Origin of the sequence: Acetobacter persici (genome assembly GCF_018256955.1) — a bacterium.
GTDB classification, from domain to species: Bacteria; Pseudomonadota; Alphaproteobacteria; order Acetobacterales; family Acetobacteraceae; genus Acetobacter; species Acetobacter persici.
The window spans coordinates 91222-116652 of sequence record NZ_JAERKU010000004.1 but is presented as its reverse complement, the minus strand read 5'-3'; the positions used below and the strand labels follow the sequence as shown (position 1 = coordinate 116652).

Here is a 25431-nt window from a genome sequence, read left to right as displayed (position 1 = left end):
AAATTCCCTCTCAGTAGCTGTGACTATCGTTAACGATGTCTGCCGTATGCACCTTGCCGCGCATGACATAATAGCACCATGAGGTGTAGCAGAGGATGATGGGCACAAAGATGAGTGCCACCACCAGCATACAGGTCAGGCCATAGGCGCTGGCAGAGCTGTTCCAGACTGTCAGGCTCTGGTCCGGCGTTGTGGTGGAGGGCATGAAGAACGGGAACATGGCAGCGGCAACCGTGCCGATGGTGCCAATCCATGAGCCAAGTCCGGTCCACCATGCCAGAATGGTTTTATTCAGATGGACTGCCAGTGTTCCGCCAATCATGCTTGCCAGACCCAGCAGTGGCAGAAGCCACAGAACCGGATGGGCTGCAAAATTATGCAGCCAGCCACCTGCAACCATAGCGACGTGCTGGCCATGCAGAGGGGATGCTGGCATGGCCGGGTTGACCGGCGCGGTAAAGACAAACCCCTGCATGCGGGAGATAAAGACACCGCCGATCAGGAACAGCACTGCTGCGGCCAGCCCACCGCGCAGGGCGTAGCGGCGGGCGCGGTCATAAATCGGGTTTTCTGCCCGCAGCATCAGCATGACACCTCCCTGATACACGCTGAGTGCTACAGACATCAGGCCACAGACAATGGCAAAGGGGTTGATCAGGTAAGAGAAAAAGGAACTGTCCTGATAATACTGCCCGGTCCAGCCAAAGTGAAAACCAACACCGTGCAGGATGTTCCCGAAGGCTGCTCCGTAGATAAACATGGGCAGAAAGCCGGAAATCAGAAAAACCCAGTCCCAGCTTGCGCGCCACAGATGAGAGTCGGCCTTTGAGCGATATTCAAAAGCTACCGGACGCAGGATCATGCTGAACAGCAGCAGGATCATCACCACGTAAAACACGGAAAAAGATGTGGCATACAGGGTCGGGAAGGCCGCAAAAATCGCCCCGCCACCCAGAATGAACCATACCTGATTTCCGTCCCAGTGCGGGCCGATAATGTTGAGCGCGGTGCGGCGCTCCCCATCATTCCGGCCCACAAAGCGCAGCAGGGTGCCAACGCCCATATCCATGCCGACCATCAGGCCAAGGCCGATCAGCAGCACGCACAGCAGCGCCGCCCAGACCAGTTTAAGAAGTGCATAAAGTTCCATATCAGGACCTTTCTTTTAACAGAAGCATCAGTGGCCGGACGCGTGGGCGCTGCCCGTGCCTGCATACTGCGGCGCATAAGAGTCTGCACCATGCGGGGCGTCATGAGCCTCAGGGCCAAGGCGGGCGAATTTGAACATCAGATACAGTTCCGCCGCGATGAAGATGCTGTAGAGCAGCGCAAAGCCAGCCAGAGAGAACACCATGTAGGAGGTGCTGTGCGTGGAGGCGGACAGGAAGGTTGGCAGCGTATTGAACACGGTCCAGGGCTGACGGCCTGCTTCTGCGGTAATCCACCCGAATTCTGTTGCCAGAATGGGGAGCGGAATGGACCACATGCAGGCTTTAAGAATGAGTTTATTACGCTCCAGCCTGTTCTTGAGGCTGAGGTAAGCGGAAATGGCGAACAGCGCAAAGAAGTAGAGCGCAAGAAACACCATGATGCGGAAAGACCAGAAGGTTACAAAAACGTTTGGGAGAATGTCAGGTTTTGTCTGAGTGATAACGCTCTGGAGTGCGTCCGCCGGGATAGCGGTTACGTCCTGATTGGGGGCGTGGCGTGTTGCCAGAAATCCAAAGCCGAGGTCGGCTTCATGCGCTTTAAACTGGTCCAGATCAGCCTGCTGGTGCGTCTCCTGATAGCGGTGCAGAGCCGCCACGGCGGTAATGCCGGATTCAATGCGCGGCGCCGCGGCGTCTTCCAGTTCATGCATGCCCATAATGGGTGTATTGAAGTCATGCGTGATAAGGGGTGTCAGAACAAACGGAACACCGATTTCAAAGTGATTTTCCTGTTTAGCATCGTCAGGCAGGGCCGCCAGAATCCAGGGTTCATAGGGCGGTTTACTGGTGTGCCACAGACCTTCAATCGCAGCGATTTTGGTGGGCTGTTCCATATAGTCTTCCCGCCCCAGAACATCGCCCAGCGTAATGACGGCAACCGTAGAGATAATGCCAAACAGGGCGGCCATGCGGAAGGAGCGGGCGGCAAACTGGCGGTGCTGGCCGCGCAGCAGATAAAATGCGCTGACCCCCATTACGAGGAGTGCCGCAGAAATATAGCCTGCAACCGAGGTATGGACGAACTTGGCCTGTGCATCCGGGCTGAAAATCAGCTTAACAAAGCTGTCAAATTCCAGACGCATCGTATCCGGGTCAAAATGTGCGCCGTGCGGGACATTCATGCCGGCATTGGCAATCAGAATCCATAGAGCCGACAGGTTGGACCCCAGCGCAACAAGATAGGTAACAGCCAGATGCGCCTGTTTGCTCAGGCGGTCCCAGCCAAAAAACATCAGGCCGACAAAGGTCGATTCCATAAAGAAGGCCATCAGACCTTCAATGGCCAGCGGCGTGCCGAACATATCCCCAAAAAAGCGGGAATACATGGACCAGTTGGTGCCGAACTCAAATTCCATGGTGATGCCGGTCGCAACACCAAGGGCAAAGTTTATGCCAAACAGCTTGCCCCAGAACATGGCCATGTCTTTGTAAATTTTTCTGCCGGTAACGACATAGACTGTTTCCATGGCAGCCAGCATGAATGTTAGTCCCAGCGTGAGGGGAACAAACATGAAGTGGTAGAGGGCTGTCAGCGCGAACTGAAAGCGTGAGAGATCAACAACGGTCGGGTTGATCATATCCATTTTAAAAATCCTTTATCAGAGGCACTCTTAAGCGGGGGATTTTCAGGATTATCGTCTCATGGCACCTCCTCCGCCGGGCAGATCTGGCCGCCTGCCAGCGTGAGTGTCCGGTCCATAAACGGGATCAGGGTACGCCGATGTGTGATGCACAGAAGAGTGGCATCTGGCCTTGCGGAAATAAGGCTCTGCATCAGGCTGTATTCGGTTTTCTGGTCCAGACCTTCAGTGGGTTCATCCAGAATGAGCCAGGGGGTGTTGCGCAGTAGTGCCTGTGCCAGTACAAGCCGTCTGGCCTGCCCGCCGGAAAGGGCAAGCCCTTCATCCCCGATCAGTGTGTCCAGCCCGTTGGGGGCGTGCTGCACGAAGCCGTCCAGTTGCACAATGCGCAGGGCGTCATGGAGGCGTGCATCGTCGGCCATCGGGTCTGCCAGCAGAAGTGTGTCCCGAATGCTGCCGTTGAACAGATGGAAGTCTTGCTGTGCAACACTTATGGTTTTTGCAAGATCTTCCGTGGAGAAGGCCCGCAGGTCCTGCCCACCGAGCGTCATCTCCCCTTCCTGATACGGGTAAAACCGGCTCAGGAGGCTGATCAGGCTGCTTTTTCCAACCCCGGAAGCGCCGATAAGAGCCACCCGTTCTCCCTGCCGGATGTGCAGGCTGGCATGATGCAGAACCGGGTTCGGACTATCTGGATACCGGAAGGAGACATCATGCAGAATCAGATCCAGCGGCGCATGCAGAGCAGGGGGCTGGGTGACAGGAGCAGGCACACAAGGCGGTGCATGACATGCGGCTTGCAGGCGTTCCGCCGCAATCCGGGCGCGGGTGTAAGCCTGACAGGCGGCAGGTAAAGGCTGTGCGACATCAAAGGCGGCCAGACACCCCAGAGCGAGCATCGGGATTTCCGGTGCGGAGAGGATGTTCTGATGGCATGCCTGCATAGCCAGAAAAATGACGCAGAGTGTGGTGAGCAAGCCAATAAGCGTGATCAGGCTGCGCGCACCACTTTCCAGTGTGGCAAGAGAGCGTTCTGTCCGCTGGAGGCTTTTCTGCTGTGTCTCCAGCGCCAGAAGGCGGGACTCGCTGGCCCCTAACGTCAGATATTCCCCCAAACCCGTCAGCGTGTCTGCCAGATCGGCCTGAAATGCGCCGCGTTGTGTTGCGAGCGCACGCAGGCGGGGGCCAGATAACAGACCAACGCTTACAGGCACAGGCAGGCAGCAAACCAGCATACCCAGAGCCAGAACATAACCTGCCTCTTTGAGAAAAATGCCGAAAATGAAAGAAAAAACCAGCCCGCACAGGAGCGCCCGCGCAAAAGGAATAAATGTGTCTGTATAGGACTGGCCGACGCGATCTGTATCCGACACAAAGCGGGAAAGTAGATCGCCCCCCCGTTTGTCGGTCAGTCCGGCAGGAGCCTGTGGTGCGAGCTTTGTATAGGTCCAGACCCGCAGGCGGCCTGTCAGGCGCAGGCTGGCATCATGCGTGACCAGCCGTTCCAGATAGCGGGTGATAATCCGGAGCGTCGCAAAAAAGCGCACACCTGTTGCAGGCAGCATCATGTTGAAGGCCTGCTGTGCGGCCAGCTCCGCGGCTCCCGCGCTGGCTGCCCCGGCCAGAAGCCAGCCGGACAGGAACAGCAGTCCGAAATTGGCCAGAGCAGCCACACAGGCCAGTGCCAGACCCAGCAGGACAGGCCTACGCAAAGCGCGTGTGAAAAGGCCTGAGAAGGTCAGCATGGTCATGCGCAGGCCCTCTGATCTGTAAAGAGACTATCTCCCTGCCTCTGGCTGAGATGCAGGCGCTGGTCAGCCAGTGCCGTCATGGCGGCATGATGGGTGGCAACAAGAACAATCCGGTCTGCGGAGCAACGACGGATGGCCTGTGCCACACGCAAGGCGCTTTCCGGGTCCAGATCGGATGTGGGCTCATCCAGACACAGAATATCCGGATTGCGCAGCAGGGCGCGGGCCAGAGCCAGCCGTTTGATCTGGCCGCCGGAGAGGCATGCGCCCCTTTCCCCTACAGATGTTTCAAAACCTTCTGGCAGAGCCAGAATAAAATCCAGAGCATCGGCCTGCTGCGCCGTAGCGCGTAGCTCAGCCTCTGTTGCGTCTGGTTTTGCAAGGCGCAGAGTGTCAGCAATGCTGCCGAGTGCCATAACTGGACGCTGAGGAACCCAGGCGGTGTGGTTTTGCCAGCCCGCAACAGACGCGCCTGTTGCGTCACATGCGCGGATCTCACCGGACATCGGTTGTAAAAAACCGAGAACAAGGCGCAGGAAAGTTGTTTTTCCCGCGCCACTTTCTCCGGTTATGACGGTAAGTGTGCCACGGCTGAACGTGCAGGAGAGATCCTGCAACGTCGGGGGTGTTCCATCATACTTTGCACTCAGGCCGGAACAGACAAGCTGCTCTATGCGGCGGGTGGTGCCGGTGTTCTGTTGGTCTGCTCTGTTGGTTATGCCCATTTCCGGCAGAGCAAACACATCAGCCAGTCGGGATGCGGCGGCTGTTGCGTTCTGGCGGGCATGATAGCTGGCGGAAAAAGCCCGGAGCGGCATGAAATATTCTGGTGCCAGCAACAGAACGAGAAAGGCTGAACGGAAGTCCGCCGTGCCGGAGAGCAGTCTGGCCCCGAACACCACAGCAACGAGGGCGATGGACAGGCTGGAGAAAAACTCCAGAACGGCAGACGTCAGGAAAGCAACTTTCATGACAGACAAGGTGCTGGCCCGGTGTGCTTCCGTGGCGGCTGCCATCCGGGCGATGCTGGCCTGCGTCTGCCCCAGCAGGCGCAGAGTGGGCAGGCCGCGCAGGGAATCCAGAAAGCTGGAGCCGAGCACAACAAGCTGCATCCATTGCCGGTCCATGATGCTCTGGGCGCTGTACCCGACCAGCGCCATAAAAACCGGGATCAGCGGCCCTGTGCAGGCCAGAATTACAAAACTCCAGCCATCCAGATGGAACACCACGCCAAGAATGAGCAGCGGCAGCACGACCATCATGGCTGCACGGGGAATATACTGGGCAAAATAGGGTTCCAGCGCATCCACCCCTTCCGTCAGGGTGGTGAGAATACGGCCAGCGGGGAGCATCGTAGCCCCGACAGGCCCTGCCCGGAACAGATGGCGAGGGCGTCCTGCCGCACCTGTGCTGCAATCCGTAATCCGGCTTCCAGCCCGGCTCTGTCCGCCAGTCCTTGCAGAATCAGACTGCCGCTCAGTGCGGCGATGAGCAGGAAGAGCGTGTGCTGCTCTGTAGCAAAGGACGCGCCGTGGAAGGTCAGAGCATCAATCAGGCCCGCCAGCAGCGTGAGGTGGAGCACAAACAGGACCGCCGCCATACCGCCCAGCATCACGCTGCCAGCCAGCCAGCCTTTGGCCCGCCGGGCCATGCCGGCGGTCTGCCAGTCGTTGTTGGAAGAGTGAGCGTGCATGAAAGGGTGCCTGCCTGTGGAAGAGCGTCATGAAGAAATACACTTTCATAGTTAATGAAAGCAATATTAAAATATTTATGAAACTATTTTCCGTCAAGGGTACGGCGGTGCGCGCTCAGTGCAGGGCTGGCGCGAAAAAACAAAAACGGGGCCGTTAAGGCCCCGTCCCAGTCTTCAGCAGGAAGACGATATTTAATTTATTGGGTTAAGTATCCGCCGTTATCGGCCGGACAGGCATTGCCAGATCATGTAAGTCGCTACGCAGAAAATCACGCAGGCGAAAAAAATGGTCAGCGCCCCTTTGGATTGCGCCAGGGAACGGGCCACCCGAGTCCCGAGCAGGCTGCCCAGCGCGCCACCCAGAATGAACAGTCCGGCCAGAGACCAGTCCACATAGCCGGAGATCATGTAACTGGCGGCGGTGCTGAGTCCGAAGGCGGAGACGGCGACCAGCGAGGTGCCGACGGCATTCAGAATAGGCATGCCGGTGGAGGCAATCAGGCCAGGTACGATCAGAAAGCCGCCGCCAATCCCGAAAAAGCCGGAAAGCAGCCCGGTGCCCGCGCCATAGCCGGCCACTTTTGCGGCGTTATCCCGGTTACAGCTTGCGCCGGGGCAGCCTTCATTCCTGCGGCCCCGTAGCATGAGAATCCCGACGCCAATCATGAGAATGGCAAAGCACAGGAGCAGTTTTTTACCATCAACTGCTTTACCGAGAGCCGCGCCGATAAAAGCACCCAGCACACCGCAGGAGGCAAAAATGGCGGCGCATCGCCATTTGACGGTATGGGCGCGGGCATGTTGCGCCAGCCCGACCAGCGCGTTGATGGCAACAGCCAGTGCGCTGGTACCAATGGCGACATGCGGGTTGGCAACACCTACCAGATACACCATGAGCGGCACTGCCAGAATAGACCCCCCGCCTCCGATAAGCCCGAGCGTAAAGCCGACCAGAGAGCCGGAAAAAATTTCCAGCCCGGTCTGTAGGAGGGGATCTGACATTGTCTGCTGTGTGCCTCAGGTCGGAAAGAACAGGGTGTGTGCTCGCGCGGGGTTCAGAGCGTGTTGATGGGGATTTTGATGTAGCTGACGCCGTTTTCTTCCGGCTCCGGCATATGGCCGCCCCGTATATTGATCTGCACTGAGGGCATGATGAGGTTGGGCAGGGAGAGTGTGGAGTCGCGTTTGGTGCGCATGGTCACAAAGTCTTCTTCCGGCACGCCGTCATGCACATGGATATTATGGGCCCGTTCCGCGCCGACTGTTGTTTCCCACGCAAACTCCGTGCGGCCCGGTGCCTTGTAGTCATGGCAGAGGAAGAGGCGCGTCTGGTCCGGCAGCGTGAGCAGGCGGCGGATGGAGTGGAACAGCATCCGAGCGTCCCCGCCGGGGAAATCCGCACGGGCGGTGCCGTAATCGGGCATGAACAATGTGTCACCAATAAAGGCGGCATCCCCGATAACAAACGCCATGTCAGCCGGAGTGTGACCGGGAACATGCAGGGCTGTAGCCTTCAGGGAGCCAATCTGAAACTGGTCCCCGTCATGAAAAAGGTGGTCAAACTGAGAGCCATCCCGTGCGAAGCGGGTGCCTGCGTTGAAGATTTTTCCAAAAACTTCCTGAACCCGCACAATATCAGCGCCGATGCCCAGCTTGCCGCCTACCTGCTCCTGCAACCAGGGGGCCGCGGAAAGATGGTCGGCATGCGCATGGGTTTCCAGTTGCCATTCAACCTTCAGCCCCTCTGCGCGCACGTAATCGACAATCTTCTGCGCGGAGTCATACCGGGTGCGGCCGGATGCGGCGTCATAATCCAGAACGCTGTCCACCACTGCGGCGGCTTTGGTTCCCGGGTCATGCACCACATGGCTTGCGGTAAAGGTTGCTTCATCAAAAAACGTTTTGACGATGGGCTTCTGTCCGGGGGTGCGCTCAGCGTGCAGAATCTGGGCTGTGGCAGCGGCAATAGGGGCATCCGTCATGAGGAGCGTCCTTGTTAGTTTCTAATTTAATTTAAACCTGTATCTTCATTTTCATTAAATACGAAACCATCTTGCGTCAAGGATAGTAATCCGCGTAAGTAACGCAGCATGAGCGATCCTACGTTTGAAGCATGTCCTCTTTTTCAGGCTCCTGCACCTCTCAAGATTGGTGATGCGGCCCCGGATTTTGTGGCGCGGACCACACAGGGGGACCTGACTTTAAGCAATCTGCGCGGGCACTGGGTGATCCTGTTCTCCCATCCGGCGGATTTTACGCCCGTATGCACCAGTGAGTTTATTGCTTTTGCCAAGGCGGAGCCGCAGTTCCGGGCCATGAACTGTGCGCTGGTCGGGCTGTCTATTGATAGTCTGCCCTCGCATCTGGCGTGGGTGGATGCCATCCGGGCGCAGTTTGGCGTGGTGGTTCCGTTCCCGGTGGTGGAAGACCCGTCGATGGTTATTGGCCGGGCCTATGGCATGCTGGATGTTACAGCCCAGAGCAGTGCGACGGTCCGGGCTGTCTACATTATTGATCCGGACGGCATTGTGCGGGCCATTACATGGTACCCCATGACAGTCGGGCGTTCCGTCATGGAACTGATGCGTTTGCTGGCGGCCCTGCAACGAGTGGCGGAAGGCGATGTGCTGACGCCGGAAGGCTGGATGCCGGGGGATGATGTTGTAAGCCCCGCAGCCCAGACGCAGGATGCGGTGGCGGATGCCGGACCTGCGTGGTTCATGGCGCTCCAGCAGGACGCAAAGGCGTGAGTGGGCTTTCCTTCGACATGGCGAAGCAGCTTGTGGAGCGGCTGAAGCTGTTTGCACAACCGCAGCGCCTGATGATTCTGGATGCGTTACTGGGCGGCGCTCTGGCTGTGAGCGAACTGGAAAGCCGGACCGGTATTGGTCAGCCGACCCTCAGCCAGCAGCTGGGCACCTTGCGGCGTGCCGCCATTATTGTGCCCCGCCGGGAGTCCCGCACCATTTACTACAGTCTGGCCAATGATGATGAAGTGCTGCGGGCGCGGGCTTTGATTGCCCTGCTCCGGGAAGACCGTATGGCGTTGCCGTTGTTGCAGGAAGTTTCTGAACGGCGCGGCACGCCGCCTGCCCGGATAAAACCGCCAGAAGAAGGGGGCGCGCAGTTTGCGTTTATCCGCCCCGGTCTTTCTGCAACCTCTGGTTGAATTTACGCTTTTAGAAATTACTCCGGACGCAAGTGTCCGAAAAAAAGAGGCACATCCCGGAATGCAAGATGTGCCCCTCCTCACTGAATGCCCTCAGCGTGTGGTGGCCTCGGGTGCTTTCGGGGCAACCAGCCGGAAGAGCGGGCCAGTCAGCACCGTAGAAATCACCGCCAGCACCATCAGGGATGCAAAGGCAAATTCGGAAATCATCCCCTGCTGATGCAGAATGGTGGCTGCCACAATTTCCATCAGGCCCTTGCACTGTAACAGCGCCCCGATACTCAGCCGGAGCCTGCTGTTAAGGCCTGCGGCGGGCGGGAACAGAAAGACCGCGCCAATCTTGGTGATAACCGAGAGAACAACGAGCATCAGGGAGGCAATGACGGATGGCCACGTCAGGGCGTCTCCATCAATATGCAGGCCGCTATGGCCGAAGAACATGGGCGCAAGCCAGATGAGTGAGAAGGTACCAACCTGTTCCACCGGCAGGCGGCGCACCCAGCTTGGTGGCATGATAGCCCCGGCAAAATACGCCCCGATCAGCTCATGCAGCCCAAGCTGCATACTGGCCCATGACCCTGCCGCCAGATAAATGGGGACAGCCAGCCAGATAACCCAGAGCGGAGGATGTTTGAGGTTACGGGTGGCCCAGCTTCCCGCAAGCGCCAGCCCGGCCAGCAGGGCAATGGCGACAAATTCCAGCCCGGTCCAGCCCTTCAGGCTCGCAGAGCCTTTCGCGACAAATTGCAACGCGGCGAGGCCGATCCACAGGGCGGCATCATCCACGACGGCCAGTTTGAGGGCCAGATGGCCGATGGGCCGGTGGCCCGGTGACAGCTCACGCACCACGCCAATCAGCACCGGCAGGGCGCTGACGGCCATGCACAGCCCGACCGACATTGCGCCAATAAGCGGGGTTGTATGTGGGGGTGTCCAGCCACGCAGGGGCAGGAAGAAATAATATACCAGTACGGAGCCGATCAGGAACGGACCCGCCAGCGCGACCAACGCGCCGCCCAGCAAGCGACCCAGCGAGGGCGTGGGCAGAGGATCATCCTGCTCTTTTCCGGGGGTCTGCCACATTTCCAGCCCGGCCGTGAAGGCAAGGATCAGCACAGCCACCCAGCCTATGGAGGTGCCATACAGCGAGGGGATGCCGAGGTTCTGCACAGGGGCATGCGTGACGGCTAAAAGAATGCCGACAAGAATCGGGATTACGGCAATAGGAATAGTTTTATTAATCAGGCGCCAGAACCCCCATGGCACCAGAACAAATATGATCACATCAGCAAAAAGTGCTAAAATTTTCGGCATACGCTGATCCTGCCTTTCTTCTTCATTTTCATCTTTATTATATGAGAAGACGCAGAAAGTGAAACAATATTGAAAAAAGTTAATAATTTTTGGTTTATGCGTGTTAATTCTGAGAAGGATTTTAGTTCTGTAATTAATTTCTTTAAAATATCGTTCCGATACTGAATTTTATTTAAGGGGATGACTTTTATTGCTGAACAGCATGAAGACTGGCAGTGCATGACTGGTGTAAAAGCCATGCAGGGAGTGATGGCGGGCGTGGACCGGGAAGGGTTGGAAACAGACAGACTGCACTGCTATCCTGCCTCTCACGCCAGTCTTATCCAGAGTGTGACCAATTTTTGAGACGTGCTGTACAGGGTTGATCTGTTGTGCCAGACAAAAATGCTGAAAAAACCAGTGGAACGCCAGAGGCTCTTCTGACGTACGAAACACCTCTGTTGCTGGCGGAGGAGAAACCCACAAAACTGGGTAAGCTGAAAGCCGGAGCAAAAGCGGCTGGCCAGAAAGCAGGTGCGCTCCGCAAAAAGGTGGTGGAGACATACCGGCCCAAAGCCGAGCTTTCCAGACGGATCCTGAAAAAATACAGACCTTATATTGATAAGGCGGTTTTAATGGTCGCTGTTGCTGCGGCTAGTGAAGTGCTGAATGACCGTGAAAAAATGGAAGCGGTTTATCGGTGGGTGCTCAAACTGGTGCCGTCTTCCATCCGGTTGTTTCTGCCGGAAAAAATTCTGTTCAACACGCTCTGGTTTGTAAAAGATGATCTGATTAAGAGATTTTACGAGTACAGAGAAAAACTTGCCTCTTCTGGTGAGAGTAAAGAAGAAATACAGCGCCTGACGCATGAAGCGGATCAGTCTATTCAGGAGAGAGAGCAGGCAGAGGAGTCCTCTGGCGAAGAACTGCCTGCTAAAACTCTCGAAGACTGACATAACATGCTGAGGCCGAAGCCGGTGTCTGGTGTCCGCGACGGGATTCGAACCCATGGCCCCAGGATTCATCCCACTTCGGTTTTCACCGCCCCCCGGCTTTGTTCCCTTTAAAAGGGGCCGGGTGTTCGTGGTCTGGACTGTCCCTTTGCCGTAAGCCGTTTCCGGCCCGTAGGCACCGCCCGTCCAGTCTCTACACCTTCCGGCTCTGTTGCCAGAGCACGGCTTGGCTCGGGATCGGCACGGCAAAAGCTTGCCAGAGCGTTCCCCGAATTTGAGCGGATACACCATGAAGTTTCCCGTCATGGCGCCCAATTACCTTAGGAATCCTGTGCTCTATCCTGCTGAGCTACGCGGACACACCCCTCTGTCTATACTGAAAGCCCCCGGCCGGAGCAAGGGGAAGAGCCTCTAGCGTCGGGCGGCCAGAACCGCGCGGGCCGCAAGTCCGGCCACATAGCGTTTGCACAGCAGGGCATCCGGCGCGCCGGTCTGTTTGCAGGACAGTTCCAGCGCCTGTGTTTCCTGCACCGCTTTGGTCAGGGCGGCCAGCGGCCACAGATCCACCGCGTGGTTAAAGCTGTTGGTGCGCTTAAAAAAGACCGGGGGTCTCAGGCCTTTAATGGCATCGCTCCGGCTTGCCCCGTCCGCCATGGCCGCCCGCACCCGCCGCAGGCGGTGCAGGTGGGAGAGAAAGGTGCGGGCTATGGCAATCGGACTGATGCCTTCCGCCAGTGCGCGTTCAATAGCCAGATCAGCCTCTGTCCGGCGGCCTTCCGTCGCGGCAAAAGCCGCATCTTCCACAGAGACACTTCCCGCATCCCCAATGCAGGCATGTACATCCTCCAGAGAGAGTGTGCCGCTGTCACCCGCATACAGGGTCAGCTTTTCCACCTCGCTGCGGGCTGCACTGCGGTCAGCCCCCAGCCGGCCTGTCAGCCAGTGGAGTGCATCCGGGTCAATCCGTACGGTGTGGCTGGCCAGCATCTGGGTGATGGTCGCTTCCAGTGTGCGGCCTTCCTCCGGGTAGCAGCCAACACTGGCGCAGTCTTCACGCTTTTCCAGCAGGGCGCGCAGTTTGGAGCGGGAGGGCAGGCCGGGTGCTTCCAGCACCACCAGGGTATCGGTCTTCTGCTCCAGCACATGCGTCACGGCTTTGAGCAGAGTATCTCCGGCATCGCGCACCCGCACGGCCCGGCGTCCGCCCATCAGGGAAAAGGCGGTCGCTTCCTCTTCCAGCCGGTCATGCGTTTCCTTGTCCAGAACCGCAACGCGGAACGGATCATCCACAGACCCGGCAATCTGCCTGACAGCATCCTGCGCCCGCTCCCGGATCAGCCCCGTATCCTCACCATGCAGCAGAATAATCCGCCAGGCACCGGGGTCCCGGGTTACACGGGGCAGGCTGCGGGCATCAATCTTCATGGCGCGGCACCCTGCCTGTGGCCGCCGTTACAGGCCACCGGTCTGGCTTGGGGCCCCACGGCCTGTGGCCATATCCGGGATGGCATCATCCCCTTCCTGCTCCATTGGCGCATCCTTTTCAGAATTCGGGATGGCATTGGGCATGGGGTAGAAGGCTTTGGGACCCTGCGTGCGTTTTTGCGCCGGAGTGGCCTGTGTGCGGAACCACGTTGCCACCTGCTGCGTGACCTGATCCGCCAGCGTTTTGGCAACGCGGCCTGTCGTGGTCTCGTTATTCAGGGTCTGGGCAAAATACTGTTCGTAGGTGGAGGTATAGCCATCCAGCGCTGAGGCATCCCCCTGCGCCAGCATCCTTGGATATTGTTCAACGGTGTACAGCGTCCAGTGGGCGTGCCCGTTCATCCGCACGCGGCCGGAGGTGTTGTCCGAGTGGATGTCCAGAGATTCATAGCTGATGGAAGGCTGGACAACCAGTTTATAGCCTTCCGGATCTTCCGGACCGTCTCCCGCCATGTTCTGTTGCAGCGCCAGACGGACCTGCTGGCCCATCCGTTCAGGAATATTGGCGACGTAGACGCGCTTGAGTTCCGCGTTGATCTGCGGCGCATCCTCGCGCTCACCATAGAGTGGCTGAAAGCCGCACCCGCCCAGCGCAAGAGGAGCCCCCAGCAGCAGAACTGCCAGAGAACCATTGAACAGAGTTTGCGTGAAGCGGGATCTGGACATCAGCCTGCCGTTACAAAATTGACGATACGATTAGGCACATGGATGCGTTTGACAATCCGCTTGCCTTCCAGCAGCCGCGCCACGTTGGGTTCGGCTTCCGCACGGGCAATAACCGCAGCGCTGTCTTCATCGGGTGCAGCGTCAATCTTGCCACGCAGTTTGCCCATAATCTGCACAGCCAGCGTCACCTGCGTGGCGGCCAGAAGGTCAGGTTCGGCGTCCGGCCAGGGCAGGTCCACGACCATGGTCTTGCCCGGTTCCAGTTGCGCGAACATTTCTTCCGCCAGATGCGGCATCATGGGGGCGCAGAGCTGGCACAGGGCGCGGGCGGCCTCCCGGCGGGCAAACGCCATACCGGCCAGATCCGGTGTTTTCTCCGCATCCGCCAGAGCCGATGTCAGCTCATGGATACGGGCCACCGCCACGTTGATGGTGAAGGTTTCCAGAGCTTCCGTCACGGCGGCAATGGTGCGGTGGGTGGCGCGGCGCAGCGCATCCGCCTGCGGGGCAATCTCTGCCGGACAGGCGCCCTGAGCGGGCACGGTTTCTGCCACGTTGCGCACCAGACGGAACAGGCGCTGGGCAAAGCGGGCCGCACCGGACACACCGGCCTCCGTCCATTCCATATCGCGTTCCGGAGGGCTGTCAGACAGCACAAACCAGCGGGCCGTATCCGAGCCAAACCGTTCGATAATGGCTTCCGGAGAGACTGTGTTGCGCTTGGACTTGGACATTTTTTCCACGCGGCCAACCGTCACGGCTTCTCCGGTGTCACGCTTGACGGCACCTTCCGGCCGCAGGTCCACCTCTTCCGGATACAGCCAGTTTCCGGCGGTGTCCTTGTAGCTTTCGTGGCTGACCATGCCTTGTGTGAACAGCCCCGCAAACGGTTCGCTCAGGTCCAGATGGCCGGTCTTGCGCATGGCGCGGGTAAAGAAGCGCGCATAGAGCAGGTGCAGAATGGCGTGCTCAATCCCGCCAATATACTGGTCTACTGCCAGCCAGCCATCGGCAGCGCTACGCACCGTCGGTGTTTCGGCATGCGGGGCAGTGAAGCGGGCAAAATACCAGGAACTGTCAACAAACGTGTCAAACGTGTCGGTTTCACGCACCGCAGGCTTGCCACATTTGGGGCAGTCCACATGTTTCCATGTCGGGTGGTGGTCCAGCGGATTGCCGGGTTTATCGAACGTGACATCTTCCGGCAGCTTAACCGGTAGCTGGGCATCCGGCACCGCGACAGGGCCGCAATGGTCACAATGGATCACCGGGATGGGGCAGCCCCAGTAGCGCTGGCGGGAGACACCCCAGTCGCGCAGACGCCAGTTGGTGACGCCTTTGCCAACGCCCAGTTCTTCCAGCCGGGAAATGGCTTCTTTCCGGGCGTCTTCCGTGGTCAGACCATCCAGAAAGCCGGAATTGATCATCGTGCCATCGCCCGTAAAGGCAGTTTTGGTAATGGCGAAGTCGGCCTGATCCTTGCCCTGCGGCAGAACAACCGGCGTGACAGGCAGATTATATTTGTGCGCGAAGTCCAGATCGCGCTGGTCACCAGACGGGCAGCCGAACAGCGCGCCAGTACCATAATCCATCAGCACAAAATTGGCGATCCAGATCGGAAAGCTTTTGTCCATGAAAGGATGGTTGACGCGCAGGCCGGTATCAAAACCACGCTTTTCAGCCGTTTCGACAGCCTCGACCGAGGTGCCAAGGCGGCGACATTCCGCAATGAACTCGGCGGCCTCCGGGTTGCTTCGGGCCACAAAAGCCGCCAGCGGATGGTCCGGGGCAATAGCCAGAAAGGACATGCCAAACAGCGTATCCGGGCGCGTGGTGAAGACCTCGACCGCGTTCAGATTGCTGTCCAGCCCCTGATTGTTCTGGTCATGGGGCGGCTGATGCAGGGAGAAGGTGATGTGCGCCCCTTCCGAGCGGCCAATCCAGCGTTCCTGCATGACGCGCACACGGTCCGGCCAGCGGTCCAGCGTTTTCAGGCCATCCAGAAGGTCTTCTGCAAAATCAGTGATTTTCAGAAACCACTGTGAGAGTTTCTTTTTCTCAATCAGCGCGCCGGAGCGCCAGCCGCGGCCATCCACAACCTGCTCATTGGCCAGTACGGTCTCGTCAATCGGGTCCCAGTTCACCCAGCTTTCCCGGCGTTCCACCAGACCAGCTTCAAGGAAGTCCAGAAACAGCTTCTGCTGTTTGCCGTAATAGTCCGGCAGGCAGGTCGCAATTTCACGGTCCCAGTTGAGGGAGAAGCCGAGGCGCTGGAGGGTGGCGCGCATGGCGGCAATGTTTTTCAGCGTCCAGTCCTGCGGGTGCACGCCGCGTTCCCGCGCTGCGTTTTCCGCCGGCAGGCCGAAGGCGTCCCACCCCATCGGGTGCAGTACGGCGTAGCCACGGGCGCGCTTATAGCGGGCGACAACATCCCCCAGCGCGTAGTTGCGCACATGGCCCATATGGAGCTGACCGGAGGGATAAGGGAACATTTCCAGCACGTAGTATTTGGGTTTATCGGCCGGGGGGACGTCCGGCACGGTAAACACACCGGCCTCATTCCACGCTTTCTGCCACCGGGGCTCAACGGTCTGAAAATCGAAGGACGCCCCTGTGGAGGGCTGCGCCGGGGCGGTGGACGTGTTGGCAGGCTGTGTCATGGAACTCGCGCGGGTGAATTTTTCAAAATCAGGGAAAACCGGCCCACGGGGGGCCGGGGCGGCACAAAGCCGGGACGTCAGTCGTCCCGGTTGCCGTTATCCGCACGCAGCTTGCGCGCGCGGGAGAGGATACGGGCTGCAATGTCAGACGCCGTATTGCCAGCGGGCGGGGTATCCACCCATTCATTCCCCTGCTGGACCTGACGGAATACGGTCAGGCGCAGCGCATCGGAGCGCAGGCGGCGGTCCAGAATGAACGCGGTCATTTTAAAGCGTTCGCCGTGGGCTGCGGGTGGGGTGTACCAGTCCGTCAGGATAATCCCGCCTTCCGCATCCGCCGTGGCGACGGGCATGAAGGAGAGCGTATCCAGCGTGGCGCGCCACAGATAGGCGTTCACGCCGCCTTTCAGCACATCCTCACCCCCGGAGGCGCCCCGGTCTTCATGCAGAAGATGGTTGCGCGGGGCGGTCAGATCATTGCTGCTGCGGGGGCCACTGGAGCAGCCCGGCAGCAGGAGGAGGCCGGAAAGGGCAACGCCGGCCAGCCAGAAAGCAGGCCGTGAGCCGCTGGAGGCAGAACCGGAAGCGGGAGGGCAGGGCATGGGACGACGTGGCATAATGTCGATACGGCTCCTTCGGCGGTGGGGCGCCGATGTTCCCCGGCCTGCCCGACGCGCAGGGTCAGGTCCGGTTCATGGTCATGGGTCTTGGCTCTCTTCATATCCTGTCGGGGCAATCCCGCCAAGCGTCTGCTTGCGCTCTGCGCGGATACGGCGCTGTTTACTGATCAACAACCAGAATACAGGACAACCCCTGCTGACGAAGCTGCGAGCAGATGGAGCCTGTCTGGGTGCTGGACAGCCCCGCCAGCCGTGTCCGCCAGATCTGGCGTCCATTGGATGCGGGGATCAGCTCAATCCGGTTTACAGCACTGGCCAGCCCGCTGGCGGAATGTCTGGCCAGTGCGGCGGCCTGCACCGCGCGCTCCTGCGTGGAGAACGCTCCGATCTGAATCATGGCGTTCCCTCCCGTATCCTGTTGCCAGACGGTGGCGGCTGCCGGGGCGCTATAGGAGGCGGGTGTGACGGCCGGAGCAGTTAAGGCCTGCCCTGCGGCCTCTGTTCCTGTTGCGGAAGAGACGACAATATCGCCATCCGACGCATACGGGGCTGGAGGGGCAACCTCATCAGACTCAAGAGGCGGTGCGGTTGCGGCTCCGGCCGCACTGGCAACAGCCACAGCGGCTGGCGGGGAGGTTGCCACAACGCGATAGGCCGGCGGGGTGGCGGGCGTTATCACCTGCCGGGAGACGGTCTGTGTCGGGGCTGTGGCATACGCCATCTCGGTCGGGGTGGTTATGGCCGGAACCGGGTCATTCAGGTGTGGTTTGACCGCCGCCAGATAGGTCCGGGCGTAGGAGGGCAGGCTTGCGCCCCGGCTGCGGTGGTTTTCTGCGCATTGCGGCCCGCAATTATAGGCGGCCACAAAGTCCGGGGAGCCAAAGCGGTCATACAGTTCCCGGATATAGCCGCTGCCCGCCATGATGTTGTCATGCGGGTTATACGGATCGGACCCCAGATGGTAGCGTCTGGCCAGTTCCCGGTACGTGTCCGGCTTGATCTGCATGAGGCCGACGGCCCCATGCACAGAGCGCGTCAGCCTGCCGTGCAGATACTGATGCCCGCCCGATTCCTGCTGCATGATGGCCCGAATCCAGGCCTGCGGGATGGAAAAGCGGGTAGAGGCTTCCTGAATATACGGCCCCCATGCGTCCACTGCGGGACCGGGTGCGCGGTATGTGGAGCGTGTTGGCCCGGCACAGGCAGAAAGAGCTGCCAGCCCGCCAAGAAACAGCGAACAGAGCGTGCGTTTCTTCGCCTGGGCTGTTCCGGGAAGAAGAGAAGTCCGAACCATGGCGGTCATGGTGCCTCTCCTGAAAGCCGGATGCAATCACAACCTCAGAAGGCAGGTGCATTGCCGTGCAGGAAAGAATGCAGGGCTGGAGGTGTTGGGCAACGTGCCCTGTGGAATTTGCCGGGCGTTCCGGCGCCCAAAAAAAATCCCCACCGAAGTGGGGATTTTCCTGTGTTCCGAAACCAGAGTGTCCGCCGCTTATTTGGCAGCGGCATCATCCGGCAGGGTGTAGGCAATAATATAGTCGCCCACATCCGGGGAATGGCTCATGCCACCGGCAGAGATCACCACATATTCCTTACCGGTTTTGGGGGAGCGGAAAATGAGCGGTGCGGCAACAGCGCCAACCGGCAGGCGTTCACGCCACACTTCCTTGCCCGTGCCGGAATCCAGCGCACGCAGATAATAGTCCTGCGTTCCGGCAAAGAAGACCAGTCCGGATGCGGTGGAGGTCGGGCCACCCAGAGTCGGCATGCCCATGGGCACTGGCAGATGGGTTTTAATGCCCATCGGGCCCAGATCCTGCGTTGTGCCCATCGGCACCTGCCACAGCATCTTTTTGGTGTGCAGATCAATGGCGCTCATGGTGCCAAACGGAGGCGTATTGCACGGCACCTGTAGCGGAGATTGCAGGATATCAATGCGCACACCGGCATACGGTCCGGCAACCTGCGGACGGATGGTGCCCATAAAGCCCGGTACTTCGTCCGTGGAGACTTTATACTTCTTGGCTTCTTCAAGATTGACCAGCGTCATACGCAGGGGCATGCGCATGTCGTTCACAAACATGATGCCACGGGCTTCATCAATAGAGATGCCGCCCCAGTTCATGCCACCCAGCAGGCTGGGCCATTCAATGTAGGGTTTTTCACCCGGCGGTGTGAACGGGCCTTCATAAACCGAATCCTTGAACATGATGCGGCAATAAAGCTGGTCAAACGTGCTGACACCCCACATGGAGCTTTCCGTCAGCGGGTCCGCGCCAATGGTGGGCATCCCGACGGAGAAGGGCTGGGTGGGGGAGAGGTGTTCACCCTGCGCCGCTGGTGTTGTAGCCACTTTGCGTTCCTGAACCTCGGTCACCGGCTGGCCGGTGCGACGGTCGAGAACAAAGATATGGCCTGTTTTGGTGGTCTGGATCAGGGCCGGGACTTTTTCACCCTGTGCGTTGGTTACGTCATACAGCACAGGCTGGGACGGCAGGTCATAATCCCACACGTCATGATGCACCGTCTGGAAAACCCATTTGGTTTTGCCGGTTGTTGCCTCTACCGCAACAATAGCGGCACCGAATTTTTCCTTAACCGCGTTGCGGTCTCCACCCCAGTAGTCAGGCGGGCCGTTGCCAGTGGGCAGGTAGACGAGGTTCAGGTCTTTATCATAGGTCGGGATGGTCCACACATTGGGGGTTTCCAGCGTGTAGGTCTGCCCGTCCTGCGGTGCATTGGTGTTTTCCGGGTCACCCACATCCCATGCCCAGGCCAGAGCGCCGGTCCGCACATCATAGGCGCGCACAACGCCGGAGGGTTCACCGTGGACAATATCACGCACCCAGCCACCAATAACGGCAACATGGCCCATCACAACCGGAATGGATGTGGGGTGGTAGCGTTTGCCCCCTTCAACCGGACCCATCTGTTTTTTGAGGTCAACAGAGCCGTTTTCACCAAAACCGGAGCACAGGGCACCGGTATGCGCATCCAGCGCGATGAAGCGGGCATCCACGGTTGAGACCAGAATACGCTGGTGGCACATCGGAGCAGCGTCGTCCGCGGCTTTATCCTCAGCGGTCAGGCTCGCATCTTTCGTGGCATCGTAATAGCCAACACCACGGCAGGACACGTGCTCAGCCGTATGGGCCTTGGGGTCAAACTTCCAGATTTCTTTCCCGGTGTCCGCTTCCAGAGCCGTAATCAGGTTTTCCGGCGTGCAGGAATAGAGCACATTGCCAATCTGCTGCGGCGTGTTTTCATCGACCCCGGCGCCCGGCCCATGTGTCCGTCTGCCTGTGTGGTAAACCCAGGCGACTTTCAGCTTGCTGACATTGTCAGGCGTAATCTGGGTATAGGGCGCATAGCGCGTGCCCTGAGCATTCCGGCCGAAAAACTCCCAGTCGTCCGGTGCATCCGGTTTGCCCGCCTGTGCAACCTGCTGCGGTGCGGGGGCCGCGTTGGGGTTGCTGATCTGCCCGTGAGGGAAAAAGGCTTCAACCAGCGTGACCAGCAGACAGCCCACAATCCCGAGGCCACCATAGACGCTGCCACGGCGGATGGAGGCAGGTGTTGCAGGGAAGGTTGCAACGGCCCACACATTCAGCGTGAACAGAATGGCCGGGACAACCAGACGCGGCAGAAGAGCCCAGTAGCCAATTTCCGGCGTGTCACACAGGGCCCAGACAAACGTGGCGGCAAAAACAGCCACAGCCGCCAGCAGCGTTGCGCGATGCTTCAGAAAAACCAGAACAGCCAGCGCACAGTAGGCAAGCCCGGCCAGAAGGTAATAGGCCGAGCCACCCAGCATCAGCAGCTTCAGGCCGCCATATGCAAGAGCCAGACCGACAGCAAGGCTGATGATGGAAAAGATGGCGCGATAGACGCCACCGAGCGGAGAATGGTGATCTGCGGGTTGAGCGCCACCCATGCTATCACTCCAGTATTGAAATCGTCCTGACAGCAAGGTGTCGGGCCGGGGTTACGACTAAATCCTGATACGCTGGTGTCTGATAAGAGAGTTTTCCCGCAGGCACGGCCTGTGAGGGTCTTCATCAGTGTTTCCAGAGGAGCGGAACTTGCTCTGTGTCTAATATAGTCCGGCCTGTCAAGGAGATCCTGAAGCAAAATCTCATAAAAAGTCTGATTTTTTATAAAAGTTTCCGAGACTTCGTAAGCAGCCGACGTGAGCGCGTCTATTTTTGAAATGGCCGGGCCTTCCGGAGGGGGTGGAGTGCCAGATCGGGAGGAGCCGTTCTGGCCCCGTCAGAGGGGTGAAAACAGCCTTATCGGGCGGCTTTTAATGGTAACGTTCCGGTGAGAGTGCCCATAATCTGGCGTGAAACGCATGTCAGGCTGTGGGGTTCATTTAATGGGATATATAATTCTAAGTTTATGATTTATATAGGTTTTGTTTCTGGAAACCACACAATTTACGTATCAGTTCTGCAACTGACCTATATGAAATAAGTATGTATAACACTTCTTTCATATATTGGACAATGGAGGGGTTTTCAGCGCCTTAAGATCGGTATGACAAGCTGCAACGCAGCGGCGCTATCGGTTTGGCAGTTAAGAGGAGTTTAAAGGAAAAGAACGAGATTGTTGCTTATAAAATATTATAGTTTTTCTTTTTTAAGGCGTGGGAGACGTGCGTTCAGATTTTCTGATCGGCATCATCTCTGCCTGAGCGCGAATTATGGTATGACGATTGCAGTAAAAATTTGATTTATTGGAAATATTTTCCTGTTTTTAAAGTAGTTCATATTTTTAATCTTATTATTTTCAGATTTTTTGAAAAATATAGCGTCGCGGATCGTCTTCTTCTGTGTGTAGCAGAAGGGGACAGGCAGGCAGTCTCCTGACTTTGGAGTCTGTTTAAGATTTTTGCTGAATTTTTGCAGGTATGACCTGATTTTGAAAGCGTTCAACCCGGGATGCTTTTCTTGTCGTGCCTTCACCATTCTATGACTTTAACCGGGCACTTTCTGGCCGGAGTTCTGAAACTTTTTCGTGGTCAGATGATGTATCGTAAACGCTTCAACAGATTTTCTGTGTCTAAATCGTCCGCTGCTTTGGGGTATGTCACCGTTGCGGGGAGCCTGATAACCACTCTGTGTTTTGGGGCGGCCTATGCGGATGAACCCGCTGTATCCTCAGCGCCGGATAAAAAACCTGTTTATGTGAATGTTATTTCCGGAAAACCGCAGCAGCAGGATGATCCCTCTTTGCCAGAGGCAGGTGTGCTTGTGCGGCCTAAAAACTCGCCGCTTCCGGCAAGTGGTGTCCCGGTAGCGCCATGGCCCGGTCTGGCCACTATGGACGTGCCCAGTGTGGATGAATATCAGAGCGCGAAAACATTCCATAAAATGGAGCTGGATGATCTGACGGGAAAAGAAGGGCTGTCATGGCTCCTGCCCTCAGAGCTGGACGCGCAGCGCCGGACGGATATGGATGATCCCTATTACGTGCCCACGGCAGGCAGCGGCCATCTGGTTCCGCAAATCATGCCGTTCAGAGAAAGACTTCAGAAAAAAGGTTTCGTTTTTTCCTTTGCTTACAAAGGCGAGGCGATGGCCAATATTCATGGCGGCATGCAGCGCGGCATGGATTATGTGCATGAGCTGACCCTCCAGATGAACTTTGATCTGGGGAAGCTGGCAGGCCTGAACGGATGGTCTATTCACACCCTGCTCATGAACCGTGCGGGGCGTGAAGTTTCTCATGACCGTGTGGGCGAGTATTACGTAAACCTGATGGAAGTTTATGGACTTTCCGGACATGTTGTGGCGCATCTTGTTGATTTTTATGCGGAAAAGAAATTCATGCAAAACCGCATGGATGTCACGTTTGGCCGGATGTCCCTGACGCATGTTTTTGCCACATCGCCGCTGATCTGTTCTTTTATGGTAACGTGCTCCGCCCCCGTGGCGCTCAAGGTTGATCCGGGTTTTGCCGTTTACCCCAAGGCAACATGGGGCAGCCGTCTGCGCTTTCGGCCCACGCGGGATACATTGTTGCAGGTGGGGGCGTATCAGGTCAGCCCTCTCTCCACCAATCCCAGTGGCTGGGCGTGGGGGAGTGAGAACACGACAGGCCTGATGCTGCCCATAGAATTTACATGGCAACCCTTCCTGACGCGAAACCGCCTGCCGGGGCATTATGTTTTTGGATATGCGCATGATACATCGCGGTATCCGGATGTTCTGGGCGCGGCGCCTGCCAACAAGGTCATTGCCACCGGCCGTCTGCACAGCGCGCCGATGGATATGTTCTGGTTTGAGGGCGACCAGATGATTTACCGTAAAGGGGGCCGAAACCAGATGGCGGGTGGTTACCTCATGGCCGGGTATATCCATAACACGCCGCATGTTTCCTCCATTTCGGATGAAGCCTATGGAGGCCTTTCCTTCAACGGGGTTATTCCCTCCCGTGTGACGGACCGTCTGGGGATTTTATATTCCTGGTATCACGTCAGCCACCGTAAGGAGCTTGGGCAGATGTACGCGCAGGACGCCGGTCTTTCTCTGGGCGCACAGGTGCTGGCTCCGCAGACGGATTCTCATGTGATCGAGGCGTATTACGCGATTGATGCTGTGCCCGGCGTGCTGGTGCAGCCTGAATTCCAGTATATGATCCGCCCCGGCGAGACCTCCCGCAGGCCAGATGCCGCTCTGGTCGGACTGAAAGTTATTGCCAACCTCTGACTGTGTCTGTCTGAGTAGAAAATTTCTGAAATATACAGGATTTTTAGCGTCTGTGCTTGTCCTGAACGATATGCGCGCCCAGAGATTCCAGAGCCTCTTTAAGGGGGCTGTCTTCCATGTCAGGCAGAGGGCAGGGGCGCAGGGCGGCTCTGGGCTTCCGCTGTGCCGTGATGCGCTGCCCGGCAGCCGGGTCCTGCACAAACCGCAGGCGCGCCACAAGCGCCTGCCCGCACCATGTGTTGATCCGGGCGATCAGCGCGTCGCTCAGATGCTGAAGCTCCATGGCCACAGGTCCGGCGCAGGCAATGCTCAGTGTGCCTGCTGAAAGTTTGCGCGGGGTTGTCACCGCCGCATGGGCAGGCCCCACAATATCCCCCCAGTCCGTAAAAAGCTGCACGCCTGCGGGGGAGCGTTTTTTAAAAGCCGGAGCGGTGACGTTGGGCAGGAGCGCGGCCAGACTGCGGGCCGTCATGGCCCGGCGCGGGGGTTCCGGCGGGGTCTCTGCTTTTCTGGGGGTGGCAGTTTTGCGCCCTGTTGTCTTGCCGGAGGAACTCTCCTTCGTCATAACTCACTCCGTGAAAAAGCCATCCGCCCAATCCCTGCTTGACTGGTATGACAGACATCGGCGCACTCTGCCATGGCGTGCCGAGGCAGGCCAGCATGCCGACCCTTACTCTGTCTGGCTGAGCGAGATCATGCTTCAGCAGACAACCGTCAAGGCTGTCGGCCCTTATTATCATCGTTTTCTGGAGAAATTCCCCACAGTGCAGGCGCTGGCCGCGGCGGACCGGGATGAAGTCCTCTCCGCATGGGCCGGGCTGGGCTACTATTCGCGCGCCAGAAACCTGCATGCCTGCGCGCAGCAGGTGGTGGCCCTTGGCGGCTTCCCGAAGGGTGTTGCCGGTCTACGTGCTCTGCCGGGAGTAGGGGCTTATACGGCGGCGGCGGTTGCGGCCATTGCGTTTGGGGTGCCTGTGGTGCCGGTGGATGGCAATGTGGAGCGCATTACGGCCCGCCTGTTTGCGGTGGAAGAGCCTCTTCCGGCCGCCAGAAAAACACTGGCGGCGCTGGCGGAAGGGCTGAACACGGACAAGGCGGCACGGGCGCGCCCTTCCGATTTTGCGCAGGCGTTGTTTGATCTGGGGGCGTCTTTATGTTCCCCGCGCTCTCCCGCCTGTGGTCTGTGCCCCTGGCGGGAGAGCTGTGCCGCGCAAAAAGCCGGGATTGCCGCCACCCTGCCGCGTAAGGCCCCCAAAGTCGCGCGGCCTGTGCGGTATGGCGCGCATTTTCTGGTGATGGATGCGGCGGAGCAGATTCTGTTGCGTAAAAGACCGGAGACAGGACTGCTGGCTGCTATGACGGAACTCCCCGGCACGGACTGGCGTTCGGAACGCTGGTCAGAGGCCGGGGCTCTGGCGCAGGCTCCCTGCACGGCATCCTGGCAGGCCTGTGGTGTGGTCCGGCATGTTTTTACGCATTTTACGCTTGAGGTTACTGTTTACGCTGCGCGTGTGCAGCATTTTTCCAATCACGTCGCGCAGACCGGCTTTCTTGCGCCGGCAGGGCGTGTGGCGGGGCTTTCATTGCCCTCTGTCATGCTCAAGTGCATAAAACTGGGGCTTAAAGCTCTGTAAGAGGTT

Annotated in this window: 21 protein-coding genes; 6 read left to right on the top strand and 15 right to left on the bottom strand. The window is 58.4% G+C overall.

Annotated elements, in window-relative coordinates:
• Nucleotides 1-10 precede the first annotated feature (10 nt).
• From cydB to JK199_RS06995, 7 genes are all read right to left on the bottom strand, one after another.
• Nucleotides 11-1150 carry a cytochrome d ubiquinol oxidase subunit II gene (gene cydB, locus JK199_RS07020; protein WP_212374802.1) on the bottom strand — a complete coding sequence of 380 codons (1140 nt, stop codon included), beginning with the start codon at nucleotides 1148-1150 and terminating at the stop codon, nucleotides 11-13.
• Between the two features lie 27 nt (nucleotides 1151-1177).
• A complete protein-coding gene (locus tag JK199_RS07015; RefSeq protein ID WP_212374800.1) occupies nucleotides 1178-2794 on the bottom strand; it encodes a cytochrome ubiquinol oxidase subunit I in 1617 nt (538 codons plus the stop codon).
• A gap of 56 nt (nucleotides 2795-2850) precedes the next feature.
• Complete coding sequence (cydC, locus tag JK199_RS07010) at nucleotides 2851-4542, bottom strand: thiol reductant ABC exporter subunit CydC (RefSeq protein WP_244984960.1); 1692 nt, start codon at nucleotides 4540-4542, stop codon at nucleotides 2851-2853.
• The gene (gene cydD, locus JK199_RS07005) at nucleotides 4539-5894 is read right to left on the bottom strand and encodes a thiol reductant ABC exporter subunit CydD (RefSeq protein ID WP_244984959.1); all 1356 of its coding nucleotides are present in this window, start codon (nucleotides 5892-5894) and stop codon (nucleotides 4539-4541) included. The genes cydC and cydD overlap by 4 nt, the downstream gene beginning before the upstream one ends.
• Complete coding sequence (locus JK199_RS15755) at nucleotides 5861-6235, bottom strand: 6TM ABC transporter family protein (RefSeq protein ID WP_244984958.1); 375 nt, start codon at nucleotides 6233-6235, stop codon at nucleotides 5861-5863. The genes cydD and JK199_RS15755 overlap by 34 nt, the downstream gene beginning before the upstream one ends.
• A 219-nt stretch (nucleotides 6236-6454) precedes the next feature.
• Nucleotides 6455-7237 carry a sulfite exporter TauE/SafE family protein gene (locus JK199_RS07000; protein WP_212374798.1) on the bottom strand — a complete coding sequence of 261 codons (783 nt, stop codon included), beginning with the start codon at nucleotides 7235-7237 and terminating at the stop codon, nucleotides 6455-6457.
• 53 nt (nucleotides 7238-7290) lie between these two features.
• A complete protein-coding gene (locus JK199_RS06995) occupies nucleotides 7291-8217 on the bottom strand; it encodes an MBL fold metallo-hydrolase (protein WP_212374796.1) in 927 nt (308 codons plus the stop codon).
• Between the two features lie 108 nt (nucleotides 8218-8325).
• On the opposite strand from JK199_RS06995, the gene JK199_RS06990 reads away from it, so the two are divergent.
• Together JK199_RS06990 and JK199_RS06985 are read left to right on the top strand one after the other, a co-directional pair.
• On the top strand, nucleotides 8326-8985 hold the full coding sequence (locus JK199_RS06990; RefSeq protein WP_212374794.1) for a peroxiredoxin: 660 nt from the start codon (nucleotides 8326-8328) through the stop codon (nucleotides 8983-8985).
• Between the two features lie 17 nt (nucleotides 8986-9002).
• Complete coding sequence (locus tag JK199_RS06985; RefSeq protein WP_077930703.1) at nucleotides 9003-9404, top strand: ArsR/SmtB family transcription factor; 402 nt, start codon at nucleotides 9003-9005, stop codon at nucleotides 9402-9404.
• 93 nt (nucleotides 9405-9497) lie between these two features.
• Here JK199_RS06985 and JK199_RS06980 read toward each other — a convergent pair whose 3' ends face one another.
• Nucleotides 9498-10718 (bottom strand): cation:proton antiporter, encoded by a 1221-nt coding sequence (locus tag JK199_RS06980; protein WP_212374792.1) that lies wholly within the window; start codon nucleotides 10716-10718, stop codon nucleotides 9498-9500.
• 180 nt (nucleotides 10719-10898) lie between these two features.
• Between JK199_RS06980 and JK199_RS06975 the strand changes: the two genes are divergently transcribed.
• Both JK199_RS06975 and JK199_RS06970 read left to right on the top strand, forming a co-directional pair.
• Nucleotides 10899-11063 carry a hypothetical protein gene (locus JK199_RS06975; protein ID WP_212374790.1) on the top strand — a complete coding sequence of 55 codons (165 nt, stop codon included), beginning with the start codon at nucleotides 10899-10901 and terminating at the stop codon, nucleotides 11061-11063.
• Between the two features lie 26 nt (nucleotides 11064-11089).
• Nucleotides 11090-11650: a hypothetical protein gene (locus JK199_RS06970; protein ID WP_212374789.1), complete on the top strand. Its 561-nt coding sequence runs from the start codon at nucleotides 11090-11092 to the stop codon at nucleotides 11648-11650.
• Between the two features lie 411 nt (nucleotides 11651-12061).
• On the opposite strand, the gene holA is transcribed toward JK199_RS06970, so the two are convergent.
• The 6 genes from holA to JK199_RS06940 all read right to left on the bottom strand — a co-directional run bounded on the left by holA (nucleotide 12062) and on the right by JK199_RS06940 (nucleotide 21015).
• Nucleotides 12062-13075: a DNA polymerase III subunit delta gene (gene holA, locus JK199_RS06965; RefSeq protein ID WP_212374787.1), complete on the bottom strand. Its 1014-nt coding sequence runs from the start codon at nucleotides 13073-13075 to the stop codon at nucleotides 12062-12064.
• A gap of 27 nt (nucleotides 13076-13102) precedes the next feature.
• The gene (locus JK199_RS06960; RefSeq protein ID WP_212374785.1) at nucleotides 13103-13801 is read right to left on the bottom strand and encodes an LPS assembly lipoprotein LptE; all 699 of its coding nucleotides are present in this window, start codon (nucleotides 13799-13801) and stop codon (nucleotides 13103-13105) included.
• Nucleotides 13801-16461 (bottom strand): leucine--tRNA ligase, encoded by a 2661-nt coding sequence (gene leuS, locus JK199_RS06955; protein ID WP_212374783.1) that lies wholly within the window; start codon nucleotides 16459-16461, stop codon nucleotides 13801-13803. Before leuS ends, JK199_RS06960 begins: the two co-directional genes overlap by 1 nt.
• Before the next feature lie 77 nt (nucleotides 16462-16538).
• Complete coding sequence (locus JK199_RS06950) at nucleotides 16539-17078, bottom strand: DUF3576 domain-containing protein (protein WP_025825970.1); 540 nt, start codon at nucleotides 17076-17078, stop codon at nucleotides 16539-16541.
• Nucleotides 17079-17241: 163 nt separating this feature from the next.
• Nucleotides 17242-18384: a lytic transglycosylase domain-containing protein gene (locus JK199_RS06945; protein ID WP_244984957.1), complete on the bottom strand. Its 1143-nt coding sequence runs from the start codon at nucleotides 18382-18384 to the stop codon at nucleotides 17242-17244.
• Nucleotides 18385-18573: 189 nt separating this feature from the next.
• Nucleotides 18574-21015, bottom strand: coding sequence for a membrane-bound PQQ-dependent dehydrogenase, glucose/quinate/shikimate family (locus JK199_RS06940; RefSeq protein ID WP_212374781.1), 2442 nt, complete (start codon nucleotides 21013-21015; stop codon nucleotides 18574-18576).
• Between the two features lie 1261 nt (nucleotides 21016-22276).
• On the opposite strand from JK199_RS06940, the gene JK199_RS06935 reads away from it, so the two are divergent.
• Entirely contained in the window at nucleotides 22277-23791 is a 1515-nt protein-coding gene (locus JK199_RS06935) for a carbohydrate porin (RefSeq protein ID WP_237388868.1), read from the top strand.
• Between the two features lie 43 nt (nucleotides 23792-23834).
• On the opposite strand, the gene JK199_RS06930 is transcribed toward JK199_RS06935, so the two are convergent.
• Nucleotides 23835-24356: a DUF721 domain-containing protein gene (locus JK199_RS06930; protein WP_212374779.1), complete on the bottom strand. Its 522-nt coding sequence runs from the start codon at nucleotides 24354-24356 to the stop codon at nucleotides 23835-23837.
• Between the two features lie 10 nt (nucleotides 24357-24366).
• Between JK199_RS06930 and mutY the strand changes: the two genes are divergently transcribed.
• Nucleotides 24367-25425 carry an A/G-specific adenine glycosylase gene (gene mutY / locus JK199_RS06925; protein WP_408742349.1) on the top strand — a complete coding sequence of 353 codons (1059 nt, stop codon included), beginning with the start codon at nucleotides 24367-24369 and terminating at the stop codon, nucleotides 25423-25425.
• Nucleotides 25426-25431: the final 6 nt, after the last annotated feature.